Annotated in this window: 16 protein-coding genes and 1 tRNA gene; 7 read left to right on the top strand and 10 right to left on the bottom strand. The window is 66.5% G+C overall.

What is annotated here, in order from left to right:
* Window positions 1-53 precede the first annotated feature (53 nt).
* Complete coding sequence (gene aztD / locus V1Y59_RS22560) at window positions 54-1,292, bottom strand: zinc metallochaperone AztD (RefSeq protein WP_330507312.1); 1,239 nt, start codon at window positions 1,290-1,292, stop codon at window positions 54-56.
* Window positions 1,293-1,394: 102 nt separating this feature from the next.
* On the opposite strand from aztD, the gene V1Y59_RS22555 reads away from it, so the two are divergent.
* The gene (locus V1Y59_RS22555) at window positions 1,395-1,880 is read left to right on the top strand and encodes a hypothetical protein (RefSeq protein WP_330507278.1); all 486 of its coding nucleotides are present in this window, start codon (window positions 1,395-1,397) and stop codon (window positions 1,878-1,880) included.
* Between the two features lie 74 nt (window positions 1,881-1,954).
* On the opposite strand, the gene rpsA is transcribed toward V1Y59_RS22555, so the two are convergent.
* Complete coding sequence (gene rpsA / locus V1Y59_RS22550; protein WP_330507277.1) at window positions 1,955-3,415, bottom strand: 30S ribosomal protein S1; 1,461 nt, start codon at window positions 3,413-3,415, stop codon at window positions 1,955-1,957.
* A 187-nt stretch (window positions 3,416-3,602) separates the two neighbouring features.
* Here rpsA and V1Y59_RS22545 point away from each other — a divergent pair, with 187 nt between their 5' ends.
* Together V1Y59_RS22545 and V1Y59_RS22540 are read left to right on the top strand one after the other, a co-directional pair.
* Complete coding sequence (locus tag V1Y59_RS22545) at window positions 3,603-4,148, top strand: 2'-5' RNA ligase family protein (protein ID WP_330507276.1); 546 nt, start codon at window positions 3,603-3,605, stop codon at window positions 4,146-4,148.
* Between the two features lie 74 nt (window positions 4,149-4,222).
* Window positions 4,223-5,335: a class I SAM-dependent methyltransferase gene (locus V1Y59_RS22540; RefSeq protein WP_330507275.1), complete on the top strand. Its 1,113-nt coding sequence runs from the start codon at window positions 4,223-4,225 to the stop codon at window positions 5,333-5,335.
* On the opposite strand, the gene V1Y59_RS22535 is transcribed toward V1Y59_RS22540, so the two are convergent.
* Window positions 5,322-8,246 (bottom strand): ATP-binding protein, encoded by a 2,925-nt coding sequence (locus V1Y59_RS22535; RefSeq protein ID WP_330507274.1) that lies wholly within the window; start codon window positions 8,244-8,246, stop codon window positions 5,322-5,324. The genes V1Y59_RS22540 and V1Y59_RS22535 overlap by 14 nt on opposite strands.
* 22 nt (window positions 8,247-8,268) lie before the next feature.
* Here V1Y59_RS22535 and V1Y59_RS22530 point away from each other — a divergent pair, with 22 nt between their 5' ends.
* From V1Y59_RS22530 to V1Y59_RS22520, 3 genes are all read left to right on the top strand, one after another.
* On the top strand, window positions 8,269-8,709 hold the full coding sequence (locus V1Y59_RS22530) for a hypothetical protein (protein ID WP_330507273.1): 441 nt from the start codon (window positions 8,269-8,271) through the stop codon (window positions 8,707-8,709).
* A 31-nt stretch (window positions 8,710-8,740) separates the two neighbouring features.
* Window positions 8,741-9,574: a class I SAM-dependent methyltransferase gene (locus V1Y59_RS22525; protein ID WP_330507272.1), complete on the top strand. Its 834-nt coding sequence runs from the start codon at window positions 8,741-8,743 to the stop codon at window positions 9,572-9,574.
* 139 nt (window positions 9,575-9,713) lie between these two features.
* On the top strand, window positions 9,714-10,631 hold the full coding sequence (locus V1Y59_RS22520) for a type IV toxin-antitoxin system AbiEi family antitoxin (protein ID WP_330507271.1): 918 nt from the start codon (window positions 9,714-9,716) through the stop codon (window positions 10,629-10,631).
* 65 nt (window positions 10,632-10,696) lie between these two features.
* On the opposite strand, the gene V1Y59_RS22515 is transcribed toward V1Y59_RS22520, so the two are convergent.
* The 6 genes from V1Y59_RS22515 to V1Y59_RS22490 all read right to left on the bottom strand — a co-directional run bounded on the left by V1Y59_RS22515 (window position 10,697) and on the right by V1Y59_RS22490 (window position 17,575).
* Window positions 10,697-11,470 (bottom strand): amino acid ABC transporter ATP-binding protein, encoded by a 774-nt coding sequence (locus tag V1Y59_RS22515; protein ID WP_330507270.1) that lies wholly within the window; start codon window positions 11,468-11,470, stop codon window positions 10,697-10,699.
* A complete protein-coding gene (locus tag V1Y59_RS22510; RefSeq protein WP_330434864.1) occupies window positions 11,457-12,419 on the bottom strand; it encodes an amino acid ABC transporter permease in 963 nt (320 codons plus the stop codon). Before V1Y59_RS22510 ends, V1Y59_RS22515 begins: the two co-directional genes overlap by 14 nt.
* A gap of 3 nt (window positions 12,420-12,422) precedes the next feature.
* Entirely contained in the window at window positions 12,423-13,340 is a 918-nt protein-coding gene (locus tag V1Y59_RS22505; RefSeq protein WP_330507311.1) for an ABC transporter substrate-binding protein, read from the bottom strand.
* A 174-nt stretch (window positions 13,341-13,514) separates the two neighbouring features.
* Window positions 13,515-16,277, bottom strand: coding sequence for a DNA polymerase I (gene polA, locus V1Y59_RS22500; RefSeq protein ID WP_431309275.1), 2,763 nt, complete (start codon window positions 16,275-16,277; stop codon window positions 13,515-13,517).
* Between the two features lie 43 nt (window positions 16,278-16,320).
* Entirely contained in the window at window positions 16,321-16,893 is a 573-nt protein-coding gene (locus V1Y59_RS22495; RefSeq protein WP_330507269.1) for a GNAT family N-acetyltransferase, read from the bottom strand.
* A 61-nt stretch (window positions 16,894-16,954) separates the two neighbouring features.
* A complete protein-coding gene (locus V1Y59_RS22490) occupies window positions 16,955-17,575 on the bottom strand; it encodes an ANTAR domain-containing response regulator (RefSeq protein WP_330507268.1) in 621 nt (206 codons plus the stop codon).
* A gap of 140 nt (window positions 17,576-17,715) precedes the next feature.
* On the opposite strand from V1Y59_RS22490, the gene V1Y59_RS22485 reads away from it, so the two are divergent.
* Window positions 17,716-17,792: transfer RNA gene (locus tag V1Y59_RS22485), tRNA-Leu, on the top strand.
* A gap of 210 nt (window positions 17,793-18,002) precedes the next feature.
* Here the strand turns inward: V1Y59_RS22485 and V1Y59_RS22480 are convergent.
* Window positions 18,003-18,644, bottom strand: coding sequence for an XRE family transcriptional regulator (locus V1Y59_RS22480; protein ID WP_330507267.1), 642 nt, complete (start codon window positions 18,642-18,644; stop codon window positions 18,003-18,005).
* Window positions 18,645-18,825 lie beyond the last annotated feature (181 nt).

Genomic DNA, 18,825 nt, shown 5'->3' with positions numbered 1-18,825 from the left:
CGCTGCACCGTTCGATGCAGCGGGAACGAAAGGAGTCCGCAGGAGCGAGCGGGTCAGCCGGTGACGCCGGTGAGCTCGATCGTCGGCTGCGGCAGGTCCGCCTGTGCGACCTCCTCGCCGGTGGTCACGTTCACCGCGGTCACCGTCTGGGCGTTCGGGTCGGTGACGTAGGCGACGTCGCCCTGCACATGGACGTTCGGCATCGGTGACTGCCACTCGTCCGGCTCGGTCCACGCTTCGATCACCGGGATCGACCGGATCTGCTCGGCGGTGTTCGGGTCGTAGACGTAGAGCGAACCGTCGGTCCCGAGGATCACTGCCTCCCCGGCCGGACCGCGCTCGATCGAGCGGAAGCTGTAGCTGGACGGGAACGGCACGATGCGCAGTTCACCGGTGCGGGTGTCGGTGAGGGTGAACTGGTTCGGTCGTTCCAGTTCCGCATTCTCGTCGACCTTGTAGTCGCCGAGCACGATCGGGGATTCCTCGGAGCCGGCCTGGTTGCCGATCCGGCCGTAGCCGTCGGGGCTCTGCACCTTCTGGATCTCGTTGCCGCGCACGATGAGGATGCCGTCCTGGCACCCGAAGGTCAGCACGCCGTCCGCGGCCGCGGCTTCGCCGTGTACGCCGGGGCACTGGTCGTTGCTCGCGATCTCGTTGCGCTCCGAGTCGAGGATCGCGATCCCGCTTCGCTCCTCCTCGTTGCCTCTGGTGACCACCAGGCTGCCGTCCTCGCGGAACACGGCGACGCCGTGGTGCGGCTCCGGCACCGTGTACTCGGTGGATTCGGCGTTGCCGCGCAACAGCTCCGCGGGCTCGACGATGTCGACCTCGCCGGTGCCGTCGCTGAACAGCGTGATCCGCGAGTCGTGCGGCACCACGTGACCGGGCTCCGCACCGCCGAAGGTCATGTCGGTCATCGTCGGCTCGGAGGTGTAGTAATGCCCGTGGTCGCCGTGCTGTTGGGTCCACGTTCCCATGTCGAGAACACGGAATCCGCCGGACTCCGACACGAATACGTTGCGGCCGTTGTCGGCGCTATTGAGGCGGATGAAGCCCTCCGTGGGGATGTCGGCGACCTGCTCGAGATTCTCGGCGTCCAGCACGAGGATCCCGCCGTCGTAGCTGAGCGCCAGACGCGGTGTCGCGCTCTGTTGTTCGACGGATCCCTCGGACGGAGCCGTGGAGCTGCTGGTCGTGGATTCACCTGAGTCGGAACCACAGCCGACCAGGGCAATCGCGGCTGCAGTGGTGAGCGCGATGGTGGATGTCAGTTTTGTCCGTGAAAAGTGCACGCCGGACAGTGAACTCACTGGTGAAAATCATTGTCAAATAACTATGTGTGCATGCTTGGAAGGGGCGTTGACCGCGACCGCGGCGCCTGACACGCTCGGCGAATGGACCAGCGTTCCGGCCGAATCCGCACACACGCGCAGCGATCGGTGATCCCGGCGCCGGCCGAGGCGGTATGGGAGCGAGTCGCCAGTGTGGAGGGCATCAACGACGAACTGATGCCGTACATGCGGATGGTGTTCCCGCGCAGGCATCGCGGAAAGTCGGTGGCCGACATCGAGGTCGGCGCACCGATCGGCAAGGTCATCCTGCTCTACGGCGGATTCCTGCCCGTCGACTTCGACGACCTAACCATCGTGGAACTCACGCCGGGGCGCGGATTCCGGGAGGAGTCGTCGATGGCATCGATGACGGTCTGGCATCACACCAGACACCTGACCGCCTTGTCGCAGGAGCGCACCGAGGTCGTCGACGACCTCGCGTTCCGTCCCCGACTCCCCCTGCGTCCCCTCACGCCGCTGTTGGTGTGGTTCGTCGGTCACCTCTTCCGTCACCGGCACCGGAAACTCATGGCGCACTTCGCCGGCTGACCGACTCCACATGCCAGAACTCCCCGGCTCCGATGGGAGCCGGGGAGTTCTGGAGACTATCTACGAGGTGCGTATCAGGCGTTGCCCGACAGCTTCTCGCGGAGCGCGGCGAGCTGCTCGTCGCTGGCCAGCGAACCACCCGTTGCGGCGGGAGCGCTGGCGGCGCTGCGGCTCTCGGATGCCGACGAGTAATCCGACGGGGCGTTGGCGGCCTCGGCGGCGGCAGCGGCGAACTTCTCCATCTGAGCGGTGTGCATCTTGTGGCGACGCTCGGCCTCGGCGTACCGGGCCTCCCATGCCTCACGCTGCTGCTCGAAGCCCTCGAGCCACTCGTTGGTCTCCGCGTCGAAGCCCTCGGGGAAGATGTAGTTGCCCTGCTCGTCGTAGCTGTCGGCCATGCCGTACTTCGACGGGTCGAACTCTTCGGTGTAGTCCTCGTTGGCCTGCTTGAGGCTCAGCGAGATCCGGCGACGCTCCAGGTCGATGTCGATGACCTTGACCATCGCGTCGTCACCGACGGAGACGACCTGATCCGGCACCTCGACGTGGCGCTCGGCCAGCTCGGAGATGTGGACAAGACCCTCGATGCCCTCGTCGACACGGACGAATGCACCGAACGGAACGAGCTTGGTGACCTTGCCCGGCACGATCTGACCGATCGCGTGGGTGCGGGCGAACTGACGCCACGGATCTTCCTGGGTGGCCTTCAGCGACAGCGACACGCGCTCGCGGTCCAGATCGACGTCGAGGACCTCGACGGTGACCTCGTCGCCCACCGCGACGACCTCGGACGGGTGATCGATGTGCTTCCAGGACAGCTCCGAGACGTGGACCAGACCGTCGACGCCGCCGAGATCGACGAACGCACCGAAGTTGACGATCGAGGACACGACGCCCTTGCGGACCTGACCCTTCTGCAGCTGGTGCAGGAACTCGCTGCGGACCTCGGACTGGGTCTGCTCGAGCCATGCGCGGCGCGAGAGGACCACGTTGTTGCGGTTCTTGTCGAGCTCGATGATCTTGGCCTCGATCTCCTTGCCGATGTACGGCTGCAGATCGCGGACGCGGCGCATCTCCACCAGCGATGCCGGGAGGAAGCCACGCAGACCGATGTCCAGGATCAGGCCGCCCTTGACGACCTCGATGACGGTGCCCTTGACGGCCTCGTCCTTCTCCTTGAGCTCCTCGATGGTGCCCCACGCACGCTCGTACTGCGCGCGCTTCTTGGACAGGATCAGGCGGCCTTCCTTGTCCTCCTTGGTGAGGACCAGGGCCTCGACCTCGTCACCGACGTTGACGACCTCATTGGGGTCGACGTCGTGCTTGATCGACAGTTCGCGGGAAGGGATGACGCCTTCGGTCTTGTAACCGATGTCGAGCAGAACCTCGTCCCGATCGACCTTGACGATGGTGCCTTCCACGATGTCGCCATCGTTGAAGTACTTGATCGTGGAGTCGATGGCGGCGAGGAAGTCCTCGGCCGAGCCGATGTCATTGACGGCTACTTGCGGCGAGGTGATCGTGGGGGACGACATATGTTGAGAGGCTCCGGACAGGTGTGTAGTAGGTACAGTTTTTCAGTGTGGATCGGCACGAACCATCGGGCGGATGTCCACCTGCGAAGGCATGCTGAACCGCGCGTTATCGAGCCCACGCGCGTGAGCAAGCGTACTCCAGGGCCGTTGTGCTGGGCAAATGTCGTCCGCCGAGGAGATGAGACACGTGGTCCATTCGATCGAACTTCTGCTCGACGAGACCGCTGACCAGCGAGTACGCGACGAATGGGCCTCGCTCGCCGACGCCGGGCTGCCGCATCAGGGCTCGATCCGGTCCTCCAGCAATCGTCCACATGTCACCCTGATCGCCGCGCAGCATCTGACCCCGGGCGTCGACGAGGCCCTGGCTCCCACGAGTCTGCGGCTGCCGATCGCGATGATGCTCGGCGCGCCGATACTGTTCGGGCCGCACCGTCGCGCCACCCTCGCACGGCTGGTGGTCCCGTCGACCGAACTGTTGTCAGTGCACGCCCAGACCGTGCGGCTGGCCGGTGATCACGTCGGCGAGGACGCGGCCGCCATGATGCCGCACAGCGCATCCGGCCGGTGGACTCCCCACGTCACGTTGGCACGACGACTCGACCCCGAGCAGTTGCAGCGGGCGCTGAGTGTGCTCGACGGCAGGGCTGTCATCACCGGCGAGTTCGTCGGCATTCGGCACTGGGACGGCGACGCCAAGGTCGAGACGCTGCTCGCGGGGCGCGCATGCTGACGTCACCGAGCTGAGAGATTCCCCGGCAGTCGGGTGAGAGTGATCTGAGAGACGCTCGGCGCATGGTGGCGGACATGACCACAGAGACACCCGCACCCACGTCCACCACGACCCCTGCCACCGGCCCGACCGCCGATGCGTTCGCCGAACGGATATTCACCTCCGCACTGGCCGCCGCCGAGACCATGAGCATCTATCTCGGTGACCGTCTGGGCTGGTATGACTGCCTTGCCGGCCATGGGCCCCTGACCGCTGACGATCTCGCCGCCAAGACCGGCACGCACCGCCGGTATGCGCAGGAATGGCTGGAGCAGCAGGCCGCCTACGGCATCCTCGATGTCGACGTCGACGCCGTACCGGCGCGGTTCTCTATCTCTCCCGGGGTGGCCGAAGCCCTGACCGATACGAGCAGCCTGGCCTACCTCGGCACGCTGCCGCGCATCTTCGCCGCCTCGTTCGTGCAGCTCCCGGCGCTACTCGACGCCTACCGCAACGGCGGTGGGGTCAGCTGGGAACAGTTCGGCGCGGATGCCCGCGAATGCCAGGCGGCACTGAACCGTCCGTGGTTCGAGCGCGAACTGGCTCCGGCTCTGGCCACGATCGACCACCTGCACGCGCGGCTGGCCCGACCGGGAGCACGGATCGCCGACGTCGGGTTCGGCGGCGGCCACTCCACCATCGCCCTCGCCGCCGCCTACCCGGAGGCGAGCTTCGTCGGACTCGATGTCGACGCGGAGTCCGTGGCGATGGCGCGCCGCGAAGCCGTCGCGGCCGGGGTCGACGACCGCGTGGAGTTTCTGCTCGCGGACGGTGCCGAAGCATCACAACGCGGACCGTTCGATGTCATCTTCGCGTTCGAGTGTCTACACGACATGCCACGACCGGTCGACGTTCTCTCGGAGTCGCGGGCAGCACTGGCGCCTGGCGGCACGATGGTCGTGATGGACGAGGCCGTCTCGGACAAGTTCACGGGCCCGGCCGATGATCTGGACAAGATCATGTACGCGTTCTCGCTGTTCGTCTGTCTGCCTGACGGGATGAGTTCGCCGCCGTCGGCGGCGACCGGCACCGTGATGCGGCCGTCCACGTTGCGGAGTTACGCAGCCGACGCCGGATTCGGTCGTGTCGACGTACTTCCCATCGAGGACTTCGGTTTCTTCCGTTTCTACGAACTCATCCCGGACTGAGTGCGGCCAGGGCCGAGGCGACGACGTCGGGAGACGACCGCACGGCGCCGCGTTCCAGCAGGTTGTCGAGCGCCTCGTCGCCGAGGCATTCGCGCAACCGTTGGTACGCGGCGTCGAGCCGTTGCGCGTCGGTTCCGTACGCCCCCGCCCCGGTGATCTCGTCTGATCGCCGGATCGCCCCGAGAAGTTCTGCGGCACAGTCGAGACGTTCGAGACGGATCAGCACGTCGACGACGGTGCGCAGCGACACCCACTGATGCGTCCAGTTGCCGGCATCTCGCCAGTGCCGGAGGACGTCCGCGAAAAGCCGTGCGGCGACCTCTGGTTGACCACTCCGGGCCTCGATCGAGGCCCGCGACACCAGGGCCACTCCCATCAGGTACCGGTCCCCGTTGCGGTCGGCACCGACGATGGCGTCGTCGAGCAGATCGGCTGCCGCTGCGGGATCGGTGTCGAGGATGCACTCCCCCGCGCAATACCGGGCCCAGGCCGCGACGGTGTTCTCGCCCGCGGCCGCACACGTGTCGGCGATCCGGCGCGACGCCTGGTGCGCGGCGAGTCCTTCGCCCCGATATGAATCCATCAAGAGCACGCACAGGTCGGCCATCCGCCCCGCGCCCGGCATACCCGCTGCCTGGGCAGCGCCACGGAAGTTCTCGGCGCACCGATACATCGCCTCGAGGTCGCCTTGGAACAGGCCTACCTCCACCAGCATCATGTGGAGGTAGACCGCCACCGCGGGTTCAGGCCGGCACGCCAGACCGGTATGCACGCAGTCCTTGGCCTTCGTCAGATCGCCGTCGAAGCGGGCACCCGCTGCCGCGACCGCCCAGGCCGCGCCGTCTCCGTCGGCGGGGTCACGCGGGGCGTGTTGCGCAGCGCGAACGCGTCTCGACCACTCGGTGACCTCGGTGCTCATCGTCAGTTCCAGGTAGGGAATCACACCCCGCAGCAGCCGCTGTCCCAGCGCGGCGTCGTGGTCACACGCGTGGTCGACGGCCTGGCGCACGTCGTCGAGATGGGTTGCCACGATGGTCGCGGCCTCGACGTGTCGAGGACCGAACAGTTCTCGACCGAGTGGCTCGATCCGGTCAGCCGTCAACCGTGCGTGTGCCGCTCTCGCCGAGGGCAGACCGCCACGGTCCTCCAGTCTCTGCAATCCGAAGACGCGCAGCGTCTCCAGCATCCGATAGTCGTCGGCGTCGACCGACAACATCGAGGTGTCGACCAGTTCGGCAACGGCGTCGGCGACGTCTGCGCGGTCGAGCGCCCCGCTCGCCTCTGCCAGGGTTTCGGCGTCGCCGAGGTCGAAACGCGACGGGAATACGGCGACCGTGTCGAAGAGGGTTCGCGCCGGATCGGTGAGAAGTGTGTACGACCAGTCCACCAAGGCGTGCAGACTCCGATGCCGCGGGTCGCCACCGCGGGCGCTGCGGAGGATGCGGAACCGCCACTGCAGCCGATCGACCAGTGCCGCGGGCGAGATCGCCCGGGTCTTGGTGGCGGCGAGTTCGACGCCCAACGGCAACCCGTCGAGTCGCCGGCAGATCTCGGCCACCGCGGCGTAGTTACCGTCGGTGAGTTCGAAACCGCTGTCCCGCGCCGACGCCCGAGCGCAGAACAGTCGCACGGCGGGCGCTTGGGCGGTCTCGGCCGGCGATGCGTTGGGCGATGGCACGGCGAGCGGGTCGAGCGCCCACACCTGTTCGACGTCCACCCCCAGTGGCACCCGCGACGTCGCGACCACCGCGACGTCGCGACATCGGGCTGTGACCGCCCGCGCCACATCGGCCGCCGCGTCGGCGACGTGTTCGCAGTTGTCGAGGATCAGTAATCCCGCACGGGTCGTGAGGGATTCGACCAAGGCTTCCAGCGCGTTGAGGTCGCGGCGTGGGGCGCTCTGCGTCGCCGACGCCACGCTGTGGACGACGTCGTCGGCGGTCTGCACACCGGCCAGCTCGGCCGTCCACACCGTCTCCCGGTGACGACCGAGTTCGCGGACCAGCGCCGTCTTTCCCACACCGCCCGGACCGACGACGGTCACCAGGGTGCCGGGTCGCAGTCGGGCGGCGAGGTGGGCGAGTTCCGCCGTCCGTCCGATGATCCGATGATCTGCGGGGCGGCCGGTGGTGACCTGCTGCGTCCGCTCCGGTGGGCGCTGGCCGGCCAGTATCTGTTCGTGGAGTGCAGCGAGACGGGCGGCGGGCTCGGTGCCGAGGTCGGTCGACAGTCGTTGCCGGAGTTGGCGATATACCTCGAGCGCGTCGGCGGGACGGTCGGCCTGCCACAGGGCGTGCATTCGAAGCAGGTGGACACTCTCGCGGTACGGGTGGTCGACGGCGACGGCATCGAGCCTGTCCGCGGCGTCGACCGGCCGTCCCGATCGCAGCAGGGCGTCGGCCGCTGCTTCCGCGATACGTGCGCGAACCTGCTCCAGGGCTTCGACATCCGCTCGGGCCCACGGCTCGTCGGCGAACTCACCGTACGGCCTGCCCCGCCAGAGGCTCTCGGCAGCGTCGAACGAGTTCAGCGCCGCGACCGGGTCGGAATCGGTGACCGCACACCCCTCCCGGAATCGATCCACGTACAGCAGCGAGTCGACATCGGTGCGATCGGCCTTCAGCGAATAGCCGGGTGCGGCGGTCACGATCCGCACGCGCTCGCCAACACCGCGGTCACGGAGTTGCGCCCGCAACCGGAAGACCAGGTTGTGCAAGGCGGATTCGGGATTCGACGGCAACGTGTGCGGCCAGAGGATCTCGGCGAGCCAGTCGACGTCGGCCACGGCATTGGCGCGCAACGCGAGCGCGGCGAGCAGACACCGGAGCCGCGGACTGCCGAACTGATCGGCGGCAGGCTCGTCTGCTTGCGCCGGTACGTCGACCGGGCCCAGGAGCAGGAGGCTGACCACGCGAGATTCTATCATCGCGGGCGTGGGGAAAGTGGGGACGAATCCGTGGCGCGAGTATCACCGAAGGCGACTGAGGTTCGGCGTATGGATCCTGCTGATCACCGCAACCATATCGCTCGTCGTCGGTCTGTACGGGCTCTCGGACGCCTCATCCGACTGTGGCGGTGAGACGATGTCCGCCGATGACCGGTGCCTCGACACCGCCGACGGCGGAGAAGAGCTCATCACCCCATCTGATTTCCCTCCCGTCCCGGACCCATCGGTCGACGTCGCTGCTCTCGCGCCGGGCGACAAGATCCCGATGATCTCGTTTCCTGATGTCGGTCGGACCATGGACGAACAGGCCGCCGCCAACCGCGAGTCTGCAGAGGCGCTGTTCTGGATCGGGCTGGCCATCTGGTCCGTGGCGGCCTGCTACGGGTTGTGGCGGCTGGCGCGGTGGGGTCGTCCGGCGCGAATCTGACCGTGGGCGCGCCGTCGCTAGACTTGCCCGCATGAGCGAGGAGCCCGGCGAACCGACCCATCGCCCGCCTCGCGTACTCGGACCCGTCGACTCGACGACCAGCGATCGCGCGAATCGCTGGTGGTGGGATCACGACGCCGAGAACTACCACGCCGAACACGGTTCATTCCTGGGTGCGCACGCCGCCGGCGGTGACTTCGTCTGGTGCCCCGAGGGCCTGCGGGAGGCCGATATCGGGCTGCTCGGCGACATCGCCGGCCGCGACATCGTCGAAGTGGGCTGCGGGTCGGCTCCGTGTGCACGGTGGCTGGCGGCACACGGCGCGCGAGCGATCGGCGTCGACCTGTCGCGTCGTATGCTCGGCGTCGGGGTCGCGGCGATGGATGCCGACGGGAGGCGGGTACCGCTGGTGCAGGCGACCGCGGAGGCGTTGCCGTTCGCCGACGCCTCGTTCGACATCGCGTGTTCGTCGTTCGGGGCCGTGCCGTTCGTCGCCGATTCGGCGCACGTGATGGCCGAGGTGGCGCGGGTGCTGCGACCCGGCGGCCGGTGGGTGTTTGCGGTGAACCATCCGATGCGGTGGATGTTCCTCGACGACCCGGGACCCGACGGCCTGATCGTCCAAATTCCCTATTTCGACCGCACCCCGTACACCGAGGTCGACGCGTCCGGCGCCATCACCTACGTCGAACACCATCGCACCATCGGCGACCGGGTTCGTGAAATCCGTTCCGCCGGTCTGATACTCGACGACATCGTCGAACCCGAATGGCCCGAGGGTTTCGATCAGGTGTGGGGGCAGTGGAGTCCGTTCCGGGGCCAGTACTTCCCGGGAACGGCCATCTTCTGCTGCACCAAGCCCTGACCTCTTGCACTGGCTTCACAGCCACCTCAGTTCGTGAACATCACCTTGCTTCAATCGCAAGGTGGTGTTCTCGAGACGTTGTGCCTGCGACTGAAAGAATCGGATGGAGCCGAACACGCCCGTCGTGCGTCCAATCTCCATGGACGACCTCTTTCGCATCGAACACGCGGTCACCCGCCTCGAACTGCTTGCGCGCGGTCACACCGCCTACGACATCCGGATGGCACTTCAGGCTGGGCACCTCATCACCCTGTCTCGCGGGGTGCTGATCTCCCCGACGTTCCTGGACGAGAGCCGAGAACAGCGACACCGCGAGATCGCGGCCGCGCGCCTGCGCTCGACAGCGATACCCCACCGGGCGTTGGCCGGCGTGTCGGCAGCTGCCACACTCGGGCTCCCCATTTGGGGCCTCGACGCGCAGAAGGTCGTGATGGTTGATGCGTCGCGGCCACCCGGTACCCGATCCTCCACCGTGACAAGAATTGTGACCGATGGACGACCGCCCGCACTCACCGTCTTCGAAGGGGTGCCGGTGACCTCCCCCGCGCGCACCGTTATCGACATCGCGCGCTGCTCTAGCCGCATTCCGGCGATCGCCGTGGGCGACGCCGCCCTGCACGCGGGACTCTGCACCGTCACGGACCTCGAGAACGAACTCGACCTGATCGCGAAGATGACCGGAGCCGAACGGGCCCGACTCGTGGTGTCGCAACTGAACGGACTCTCCGAATCCGTCCTGGAGTCCCGTAGTCGGATCGAGCTGACCGACCGCGGCCTGCCGATGCCGGAATTGCAGGTCAATCTGTACGACGCCTGGGGCCGGTGGATCGCGAGGGTCGATTTCTACTGGCGTGAGCTGCAGACCGTCGGCGAGGCTGACGGTGAGTCGAAGTACCACGGTGAGAACGGGGTCGCGGTACTCCGCAGGGAAAAGGGACGCTCCGACGCCCTCACTGAATCCGGCGCCCGTCCAGTGCACTGGGGCTGGTCCGATGTCGACGACGCGGACGGCCTCGTGAAGCGGATCCGTCGGGTGATGGCGCATGCTGCCGCGTAGTCACCTCGTTTTAGTGAATCCACCTTGCTTCAGAAGCAAGGTGGATTCACCTAAGTGGGGTGCCCTCACAACAGCTTCGACAAGAACCCCTGCGTGCGTTCGTGTTGCGGGTTCGCGAGGACCTCACGGGGATCACCCTTCTCCACGACGACGCCGCCGTCCATGAACGCCAGTTGGTCGGCGACCTCACGGGCGAAGCCCATCTCGTGGGTGACCACCACCATCGTCATGCCGCTGGCGGCGAGTTCACGCATCACGCTGAGCACCTCGCCGACGAGTTCGGGATCGAGCGCCGACGTCGGCTCGTCGAACAGCATCAGTTTCGGCTCCATCGCCAGGGCACGGGCGATGGCGACACGCTGCTGCTGGCCGCCGGACAGCTGCGCCGGGTAGGTGTCGGCCTTGTCGACGAGGCCGACCCGGTCGAGCAGTGATCGCGCCCGCTCGGTGGCGTCGGCCTTGCTCTGCTTCTTCACCTGGGTCGGCGCCTCGATCACGTTCTCCAGCGCCGTCCGATGCGGGAACAGGTTGAAATGCTGGAACACCATGCCGATGTCACGGCGCTGCTTGGCCGCGTCCTTCGGACTCATCTCGTGGAGCTTGTCGCCACGTTCGCGGTAACCGATGAGATCGCCGTCGACGTACAGTCGTCCCGCGTTGACCACCTCGAGGTGATTGACACACCGCAGGAAGGTCGACTTGCCGGAGCCCGACGGACCGATCAGGCACAGCACCTCGCCGCGCCCGACCTGCAGCGTGATGCCCTTCAGCACCTGCAGCGAGCCGAAGTTCTTGCACACCCGGTCGGCCTCGACCATGGGGCGTTCAGCGACGCTCATCGCTCTCCCCCTCTGCAATCGCCGTGTTCGGTTTGGCCGCAAGGGCTTTCAGCTGCCGGGCGGTCATCTGCCGGCTGGCGCCCTTCGAGTAGTAGCGCTCCAGGTAGTACTGGCCGACCATCAGGATGCTGGTGATCGCCAGATACCAACTGGACGCCACCAACAGCAGCGGGATGGGCTCGAAGTTGACCCCGGAGATGTCCCGCGCACGTCCGTAGAGCTCTCCGGTGAACGGCACCGCCGCCACAAGGCTGGTGGTCTTCAGCATGCTGATGACCTCGTTGCCCGTCGGCGGGATGATGACCCGCATCGCCTGCGGCAAGACCGTGCGTCGCATCGCCAGCGACCACGACATCCCGAGCGCGACCGACGCCTCCATCTGCCCTTCACCGACCGATGACACACCTGCACGCACGATCTCGGCCATGTAGGCGGCCTCGTTCAGCGCGAGACCGATCATCGCGAAGATGAACGCCGAGTACAGCGCCTGCATGTCGAAGTGCGCGAACTGCACGACGAACGGGATGCCGAGGTCGATCTGCTTGTAGATCGACGGAAACAGTCCCCAGAACACCAGCTGGACATACACGGGTGTGCCGCGGAAGACCCACAGGTACACCCACGACGTGTAGCGCAGCACCGGGTTCGACGACAGGCGCATGACCGCGAGTACCACGCCCAACACGATCGCGATGATCATCGCCAACACGGTCAACACCAGCGTGTACCACATCCCGGAGAGAATCCGGGTGTCGAACAGGTACCGCGCGTAGGTGTCCCACGCGTAGGCGCTGTTGGTCGCGGCGCCGTAGACGAACAGCACCACGAGGACCAGCACCACTGCTGCCGCCGCCCACTGGCCGGGATGGCGCAGGGGTACCGCCTTGATGGGTTCGGGCTCGTTGGTTCGGTCTTCGTGTCCGGTCGAACCGGTGGGTGGAGCCGTCACGCGTCAGCTGACCGCACCGTTGATGACGGATGTCGGGATGGTCCCGGCCTCCAGGCCCCAGTGTTCGGCGATGGCCTGGTACTGGCCGTTGTCGATGAGGTACTGGACTGCCTGCTGCAGAGCAGGTCCGAGCGCAGAGCCCTTCTGCACCGGGTAGCCGTAGGGAGCCGAATCGAACACGCCACCCGCAGGCTCGAGGTCGCCGTTGGACCGCTTGATGGCGTAGGCGGTGACCGGGGAGTCGGCGGACATGGCATCCACCCGGCCCAGCATCAGCGCGTTGGTCGCCTCGTCCTGGCTGTCGTAGCGCACCTTGTCGATCGCAGGCTGTCCGGCGTCGACGCAGGCCTGGCTCTTCGCCGGGATCTCGTCGGTGTCCTCATAGGTGGTCGACTGCACGGCCACGCGCTTGCCGCAGGCGTTGTTCGGGTCGATGCCCGCGCCGACCTGCTGGGCCCACTGGACACCCGCGCTGTAGTAGGTCACGAAGTCGACCTGCTGCTCACGTTCCTTGGTGTCGGTGAACGACGACATGCCGACGTTGTATGTCCCCTGCTGGACCGACGGAATGATGGTGTCGAACTGGGCTTCTCGATATTGCGTGGTCAACCCGAGCACACTGGCGACAGCGTTCATGAGGTCGACGTCGAAGCCGATGATGTTGCCGTCGCGGTCCTTGAACTCGTTCGGCGCGTACGGCACGTTGACGCCGACGATCAGTTGACCGGATTCGCGGATCGGCGCGGGCACCACGTCGGCGATCTCGGTCACCGGCTCGACCGCCACGCTGGTCGGCGAGATGTCGGCGCCGGCACCGCCCTCGCTCTCCTCGTTGTTCGAACATCCGGCCAACGCGAGGACCAGGATCGCGAAGAGTGCGGTGAGCACCCCGAACGGTCGCGACGATCGCAGAAAACGCATCAGAAACCCCATCTTTCGCTTCCCCCACACACATGTGCATGAGCGGGTGTGCGCACACCGAGAGACGCCGGGCGGCAGTCATCGACGCACTCGTTGAACAGTAGTGGCTCCGGCGCCGGCGCACCGGGCGGTTACGAGAGATTTACGCCATGGCAAGCGGGACGCGAAGGATCGTCAATGCGCGGCGTCGTCCCAGGACCTGCCGAAACCGACCGAAACCTCCAGCGGCACCGACAAACTGATCGCGTTGCCCATTTCTTCGCGGACCACCTTCTCGGCCGTCTCGCGCTCGCCCGCTGCGACCTCGACGACGAGTTCGTCGTGCACCTGCAACAACATCCGCGAACGCAGACCTTCATCGCGCAGGCGCGCGTACACGTTGATCATCGCCACCTTGATGATGTCGGCTGCGGTGCCCTGGATGGGGGCGTTGAGCGCCATCCGCTCGGCGGCCTGCCTACGCTGCCAGTTGTCGCTGTTCAGGTCGGGTAGGTAGCGGCGCCGCCCGAACAGGGTGGCCGTGTACTCGTTGCGGCGTGCCTCGTCGACGACGTTGTGGAGGTAGTCGCGGACGCCGCCGAACCGGGCGAAGTAGGCCTCCATCTGTTCCTTGGCCTCGTCGCGGCTGATCTTGAGCTGCGCGGCGAGACCGAACGCGCTCAAGCCGTAGGCGAGGCCGTACGACATCGCCTTCACCCGGTGACGCATCTCGGTGGTGACCTCGTCGATCGGCACCCCGAACGCGCGCGACCCGACGAAATTGTGGAGATCCTCGCCGGTGTTGAACGCCTCGATCAGGCCCGCGTCCTCCGACAGATGCGCCATGATGCGCATCTCGATCTGGCTGTAGTCGGCGGTCATCAGACACTCGTAGGCGGCATCGCCGGCCGCCGGTCCGCCGGCGCCGGCCACCACGAAGCCCTCGCGGATCTGGCGGCCGGCCTGGGTGCGCACCGGGATGTTCTGCAGGTTGGGTTCGGTCGACGACAGCCGACCGGTCGCCGCGATGGTCTGGTTGAAGGTGGTGTGCACACGCCCGTCGTCGGCGACCGACTTCAGCAGGCCGTCGACGGTGACCTTCAACCTGGTGGCGTCGCGGTGCTCGAGCAGATGCGCGAGGAACGGGTGCTCGGTCTTCTCGTACAGACCCTGCAACGCGTCGGCGTCGGTGGTGTAGCCGGTCTTGGTCTTCTTCGTCTTCGGCATGTCGAGCTTGTCGAAGAGCACAGTCTGCAGCTGTTTGGGCGAGCCGAGGTTGATCTGTTCGCCGATCACCTCGTAGGCGGCGTCGGCCGCGGTCCGGATGCGTTGGGAGAAGTCGGCTTCCAGCTCCCCGAAGTGGTCGACGTCCACGGCGATCCCGGCGGCCTCGAGTTCGGCGAGCACGAACGACAGCGGCAGCTCCATCTCGGTGAGCAACGGCAGCGAGTCGATGCGTTCGAGTTCGGTGTCGAGGGTGTCAGCGAGTTCGGCCACCGCGCGGGCCTCGAGCATCTGTTGCTCGGCATGTTTGGCGTCGCCACCATCGTCGTCGAGCAGTGACATCTGGCCGTCGTCGGGCGCGGTGTCGTCGCGCAGTTCGCGGCGGAGGTACCGCAGCGCGAGGTCGTCGAGGTTGAAGGTGCGCTGACCCGGGCGCACGAGGTAGGCGGCCAGCGACGTGTCGCTGGTGACCCCGGCGATGGTCCAGCCGCGGGCCCGCAGGGCGTGGACCGCCCACTTCGCCTCGTGCAACGCCTTCGGTCGTTGCGGGTCGGCCAGCCACGCGGCCAGCGCCTGCTCGTCGTCGGCGTTCACCGACGGTACGTCGATGTAGGCGGAGGTCTCGTCGGCGGCGGCGATGGCGAGGCCGGTCGCATCGGCGCCGACGACGACGTGCGGGGAGGTCACCGCGACGCCGCTGCGGCCGGTGGTCGTGTGCTCGTCGAGCCAGGCCCGCACCTCTCCCGGCGCGAGGACGGTGCCGTCGAGATCGAAGCCCGACTCTGCCTCGGGTTCCACCGATGTCAACGTCGAGAACAGGCGGTCCCGCAGGACACGGAACTCCAGGTCGTCGAACAATTGATGGATGCGGTCGCGATCCCAGCCGACCATCGCGAGATCGTCCGGTCCCGACGGCAACTGCATGTCCCGGACCAGCTCGGTGAGCTGCCGATTCGTCTGCACCGACGCGAGGTGGGTGCGCAGCGCGTCGCCGACCTTCCCGCGGACCTCGTCGACGTGGTCGACCAGAGAGGCGAGCGAACCGTACTCGCGGATCCACTTGGACGCGGTCTTCTCCCCGACTCCCGGGATGCCCGGCAGGTTGTCGCTCGGGTCGCCGCGCAGGGCGGCGTAGTCGGGATACTGCGCCGGCGTCAGTCCGTACTTCTTCTCCACCTCGGCGGGCGTGAAGCGGGTCAGGTCGGACACCCCCTTGCGGGGGTACAGCACGGTGACCGAGTCGTCGACGAGTTGGAGCGAGTCCCGGTCCCCGGTGACGATCACCACGCGGTATCCCAGGGCCTCGGCCTGCGTGGCCAGGGTGGCGATGATGTCGTCGGCCTCGTAGCCCTCGATGGCCATCACCGGCACACCGAGCGCGTCGAGAACTTCCTTGGTGAGGTCGACCTGCCCGTTGAACTCGTCCGGCGACTTGGACCGCTGCGCCTTGTACTCCGGGAACATCTCCGACCGGAAGGTCTTGCGGGACACGTCGAAGGCGGCCGCGATGTGGGTGGGCTCCTCGTCGCGCAGCAGATTGATCAGCATCGAGGTGAACCCGTAGACCGCGTTGGTGGTCTGACCGGCCGCGGTCTTGAAGTTCTCGGCAGGCAGCGCGAAGAACGCGCGGTAAGCCAACGAGTGCCCGTCGAGCAGCATCAGCAGTGGGCGTTCGGACGCGCTGCCGCCCGGTGACTTCTTCGCGGGGGCGGTGGGACTCTTCGCGGGACTCACCCCAGTGAGTCTAGTGACCCGACCCGACAGGATCGGCCGGGCGTCAGCCCTGCCGATACATCGGCCACACCGTCGGCCCACCGCGCGGAAGGGTGATCTCGCCGGTCACGGTGAACCCGAATCGCTCGTAGAGCGGGATGTTGGCCTCGTTGGAGCTCTCCAGGTAGGCAGGGGCGTCGACGCGCTCGAGCCCGGCCTCCAGGAGGGCGGTCCCGACGCCCATGCCGCGCACCGGGGCACCGACCTGTCCCAGATACCAGTGCGGTTCCTTGGGACGGTGCTTGGTGAACTCCTGCTCGAGCATCTGGCCCAGCGGCATACGACCACGCAGTGCACGAGCGAATCCCACCATCGAGCCGATCTGGCTGGCCGCAGAGATCTTGTGCCCCGGTGGATCCCAGACGGCGGCACCCACCGCCACCCCGTCGCGCATCGCGACGTCGACCGACGACGAGTCGCCGTGTACCCAGCGCAGCAGGGTGCCGAAGATCAGCTTGTGGTGCCGGGTGTCGGGCTGCAGCCAGACCGTCACCGGGTCCTCGGCGAAGGCCTGGGCGAGGACTGCGGCCACCAGGTCGCGGTCGTGCGAACTCGTCACGGTGATGGTGGGGGCCATGGGTCCCACGGTATTCGTCGGCGACCCGTCGGAGAAGCGGTCCGCCTCCGGAACAGCGACGTCAGCTGGCGGGCCCCAGGGTTTCCACGACGACCTGCGCGACGGCCTTCATCGTCGTCCGCCGATCCATCGCCGCGCGCTGAATCCACTTGAACGCCTCGGGTTCGGTCATCGACTGCTTCTCCATCAGCAGCCCCTTGGCCCGTTCGACCAGTTTGCGCGTTTCGAGACGTTCGGTGATCGTCGCGACCTCCTTCTCGAGCGCGACGACCTCGTGGTAACGGCTGACCGCCACCTCGATCGCGGGCACCAGGTCGGCCTTTGTGAACGGTTTCACCAGGTATGCCATCGCACCGGCGTCGCGGGCCCGCTCGATGAACTCGCGCTGGCTGAACGCGGTCAGCATCACCACCGCGGCGAGCTTCTTCTGCGCGATCTCCGATGCCGCGTCGATTCCATCGCGCACGGGCATCTTCACGTCCATGATCACCAGATCCGGCGACAGACTCTCGGTGAGTTCGACCGCCACCTGACCGTTCGGCGCCTCGCCGACCACCTCGTAGCCTTCTTCGCGGAGCATCTCGATCAGATCCATCCGGATCAACGAGTCGTCCTCGGCCACAAGCACCCGGTGCGTCGTCTGTTCGCCGGTCTGAGCCGCAGCCCTGTCTGCCACCGTCACATCCCCTCCTCGGAACGCTCTACCCCTGACCAGCACATCCAACGGAGCTGATGCGAGCAGAGTACCGGTTGCCTGGTGCGCGGGCTGATCATCTAGAGTGGACTGTCGCGGCTCCCGCAGCATGTCGGCGAACCGCGGATGCCCTCGTAGCCCAATTGGCAGAGGCAACGGATTCAAAACCCGTCCAGTGTGAGTTCGAGTCTCACCGAGGGCACCATGAAACCGCTGGTCAGCGGGGTTGATTCCGACCAACGACCGGTCCCACACATCACCACATAGGGCGTCCTCTCGCGGGCTTTGCGTCCGAATAGGAAGCACACGAAGCCGGCCCACCTATGCTCCGGCCCCGCAATTGCATGGGCATTCACCGCCCACAGCACATTCGATGCCCCACCATTGGCTTCGCCCAGGGCGAGGCGGTAGTGCATTAGCCGTCGACCGGCCACGACCATAACCACTCGGACCCCTCCACGAGTGTCGTGAACTCATTCACACGTATGAGCAGGTCACCATCGGCCTCGACGCGCGGCACGTACCGGAATCCTCCACCCGCAGCCACACCTTTCAATGGTGGAAAGCTGGGGTCGAACTCGACTACAAGGTTGTCGCCGCGCATCCGTTTGTGCCAGGACCGCAGTCGCGTCAACTTGTCGACGCCCATACCTTCACCGCCCGTGACCACGTATTCGGCATGATCCCGCACATAGCGGTATGCAACTGCCTTGTCATGCCCAGTGCTGGTCTCCCACGGCCACGACTCACCCACGATCTGCCGCACCGATCTACGCCCCCCGTAGGTTCGGAGGTGCCACGAGACGGCCTGCCGAGTCACCCCGTACATGTCGGCGATCTGGGTTTGGTTGTAGCCGCGAGCCTTGAGGTTCTCGATGACCTCCTTAGAGAGTTCGTCCAGGTCGTCGTCATCTTGGTCGTCGTCATCTTGGTCGTCGTCGATGTCGGCTATGACTGGATGATCCGCGTCCAGGAGCCATTTCCGAGGAAGTGAACACGGGTTGGATACGTCTGGTGGTTCGGACGCATGGAGCGTGTCTGCTTCGTCTGACTTCATCAACCCACCATCTCAGTCTGCTCCGACATCCCAAGCGAGCGACCCTTGGGACAGTGAGGTTCCCCCCGAACCGTAGAGGCATCGATAATGAGGAGCACGATGCCAGAGAAGCGCAAGAAGTACGACCGGGAGTTTCGTGATGGGGCGGTCCGGATCGTCGAGGAGACGGGTAAGCCGATCG

The organism is Gordonia prachuapensis (genome assembly GCF_036350515.1).
GTDB classification, from domain to species: Bacteria; Actinomycetota; Actinomycetes; order Mycobacteriales; family Mycobacteriaceae; genus Gordonia; species Gordonia prachuapensis.
This window is presented reverse-complemented; position numbering and strand designations above follow the sequence as displayed.

Excerpts from the sequence above, each read along its gene's own strand:
- V1Y59_RS22555 (WP_330507278.1), top strand. The coding sequence starts at position 1,395 with ATGGACCAGCGTTCCGGCCGAATCCGCACACACGCGCAGCGATCGGTG.
- rpsA (WP_330507277.1), bottom strand. The coding sequence starts at position 3,415 with ATGTCGTCCCCCACGATCACCTCGCCGCAAGTAGCCGTCAATGACATC.
- V1Y59_RS22540 (WP_330507275.1), top strand. The coding sequence starts at position 4,223 with ATGACCACAGAGACACCCGCACCCACGTCCACCACGACCCCTGCCACC.
- V1Y59_RS22525 (WP_330507272.1), top strand. The coding sequence starts at position 8,741 with ATGAGCGAGGAGCCCGGCGAACCGACCCATCGCCCGCCTCGCGTACTC.
- V1Y59_RS22520 (WP_330507271.1), top strand. The coding sequence starts at position 9,714 with ATGGACGACCTCTTTCGCATCGAACACGCGGTCACCCGCCTCGAACTG.
- V1Y59_RS22515 (WP_330507270.1), bottom strand. The coding sequence starts at position 11,470 with ATGAGCGTCGCTGAACGCCCCATGGTCGAGGCCGACCGGGTGTGCAAG.
- V1Y59_RS22505 (WP_330507311.1), bottom strand. The coding sequence starts at position 13,340 with ATGCGTTTTCTGCGATCGTCGCGACCGTTCGGGGTGCTCACCGCACTC.
- V1Y59_RS22495 (WP_330507269.1), bottom strand. The coding sequence starts at position 16,893 with ATGGCCCCCACCATCACCGTGACGAGTTCGCACGACCGCGACCTGGTG.
- V1Y59_RS22480 (WP_330507267.1), bottom strand. The coding sequence starts at position 18,644 with ATGAAGTCAGACGAAGCAGACACGCTCCATGCGTCCGAACCACCAGAC.